Annotated in this window: 1 protein-coding gene; it reads right to left on the bottom strand. The window is 71.1% G+C overall.

The window, feature by feature from the left end:
• A partial coding sequence (locus J7528_RS23600) for an MFS transporter (RefSeq protein WP_291879720.1) occupies window positions 1-856 on the bottom strand: 856 nt, incomplete at both ends.

Raw genomic sequence — 856 nt, 5'->3', positions numbered from 1 at the left:
CCGTCGCACCGGCACCGCCGATGCCCAGCGCGGCGGTGGCGACCAGCACGGTGACGGCGACGTACACCATCTGCAGCGAGCGCGTACCGCCGATGCGGTCGGCGATCACGCCACCGAGCGGGCGCATCGCCGATCCGGCCAGCACGCAGGCCGCGGTGGCCCAGCCGGCGATCTTCGGCGCGAAGTCGAACTCGTCGTGGAAATAGCCCGGCAGCGCGCTGGCGAATCCGGCGAAGCCGCCGAAGGTGATCGCGTAGAAGAACATGAACCACCACGAGTCGCGGTTGCCGACCAGGACGCGCGCGTAGTCGCCCAGGGTCTTGCGCGCCACCGGCACCGGCGCGTCCTTGGCGCAGGTGGCGAAGATGGCCAGCACCAGCAGCAGCGGGATGGTGGCCAGGCCGAATACGTTCTGGAAGCCGAACGCGGTCGCCAGCACCGGTGCAAACAGCGCCGCCAGCACAGTGCCGGAATTGCCGGCACCGGCAATGCCCATCGCCGTGCCCTGGTGCTCCGGCGGATACCAGCGCGAGGCCAGCGGCAGGGCCACGGCAAAGGAAGCGCCGGCCACGCCGAGCATCGCGCCCAGCAGCAGCACCTGGGACAGGTTGTGCACGCCGACCTGCCAGGCCACCAGCAGGGCCATGATCACCACCGCCTGGGCGAGGATGCCGGTGCGACGCGCGCCGATGCGGTCGGCGAGCAGGCCGAGGAACAGGCGCAGCACCGCGCCGCACAGGATCGGCACCGCCACCATCAGCGCGCGCTGCTGTGTGTCCAGCTGCAACGCCTGCGCGATCTGCACCTGATCGGGTGAGGGCTGGGCGTGCAGGACGACGGTGATCTCGCCGCGCTC

Source organism: Caulobacter sp. (genome assembly GCF_017744445.1).
GTDB lineage: Bacteria > Pseudomonadota > Alphaproteobacteria > Caulobacterales > Caulobacteraceae > Caulobacter.
This window is presented reverse-complemented; position numbering and strand designations above follow the sequence as displayed.